This is a genomic window from Microcoleus harperi Pol14_C6 (assembly GCF_036701295.1).
In the GTDB taxonomy this organism is placed as follows: Bacteria; Cyanobacteriota; Cyanobacteriia; order Cyanobacteriales; family Microcoleaceae; genus Microcoleus.
The window spans coordinates 1-1451 of record NZ_JAUBQN010000108.1; the positions used below are offsets into that span (position 1 = coordinate 1).

Below are 1451 nucleotides of genomic sequence, written 5' to 3' on the forward strand. Positions count from 1 at the left end.
AAGCGTGAGGTAAGAGCATTTGGTGGATGCCTTGGCATGTACAGGCGATGAAGGACGTGGCACGCTGCGATAAGCGTGGGGGAGCTGTGAGCAAGCTTTGATCCCGCGATTTCCGAATGGGGAAACCCACCTATCCCGATTATCTCGCCCGTGAGCAATCACGGGCTGGGTAATTGGGCAAAGGTATTGCGAGACTGAATACATAGGTTTCGTGAAGCGAACCCGGAGAACTGAAACATCTCAGTACCCGGAGGAAAAGACATCAACCGAGATTCCGTTAGTAGTGGCGAGCGAACGCGGACCAGGCCAGTGCCTGGTGTTTAATTAGCAGAACATTCTGGAAAGTTTGGCCATAGCGGGTGACAGCCCCGTATGCGAAAATGAAACATCAGGACTCGAGTAGGGCGGGACACGTGAAATCCTGTCTGAACATGGGGGGACCACCCTCCAAGCCTAAATACTCGTACATGACCGATAGCGAACAAGTACCGTGAGGGAAAGGTGAAAAGCACCCCGATGAGGGGAGTGAAACAGTACCTGAAACCGAATGCTTACAATCAGTTGGAGGGTCCTTGAGGCCTGACAGCGTACCTCTTGTATAATGGGTCAGTGACTTAATCTATCAAGCAAGCTTAAGCCGTTAGGTGTAGGCGCAGCGAAAGCGAGTCTGAATAGGGCGACTGAGTTTGATGGATTAGACCCGAAACCCGGCGATCTAGGCATGACCAGGCTGAAGGTGCGGTAACACGCACTGGAGGGCCGAACCGTTCAATGTTGAAAAATTGTCGGATGAGTTGTGTTTAGGGGTGAAAGGCCAATCAAGCCGGGAAATAGCTGGTTCTCCGCGAAAACTATTTAGGTAGTGCGTCGGATGTTTACCTGTGGGGGTAGAGCACTGGATGGGCTAGGGGGTCGCGAGATCTACCAAACCTAACCAAACTCCGAATACCACAGAGTTAGTCCGGCAGACAGACGGCGGGTGCTAAGGTCCGTCGTCAAAAGGGAAACAGCCCTAACCTACAGCTAAGGTCCCCAAATCGTATCTAAGTGGGAAAGCATGTGGGATTTCCAAAACAACCAGGAGGTTGGCTTAGAAGCAGCCATCCTTTAAAGAAAGCGTAACAGCTCACTGGTCTAAATAAGAGATCCTGCGGCGAAAATGTAACGGGGCTCAAGATACGTACCGAAGCTTAGGGTTTGGATCTTTTTGATCCAAGCGGTAGCGGAGCGTTCCGTAGGCCGATGAAGCGGGAGGGTAACCGACCGTGGAGGTATCGGAAGTGCGAATGCTGACATGAGTAGCGATAAAGAGGGTGAGATGCCCTCTCGCCGAAATCCCAAGGGTTCCTGCTTAAAGCTAATCTGAGCAGGGTAAGCCGGCCCCTAAGACGAGCCCGAAGGGGGTAGTCGATGGGAACCACGTTAATATTCGTGGGCCTGGAGGTGTGTGA

1 rRNA gene is annotated in these 1451 nt (G+C 52.2%); it reads left to right on the plus strand.

The features are described 5' to 3' along the window. Positions 1–2 precede the first annotated feature (2 nt). Positions 3–1451, plus strand: a 23S ribosomal RNA gene (locus QUA27_RS27185); the annotation flags it as partial.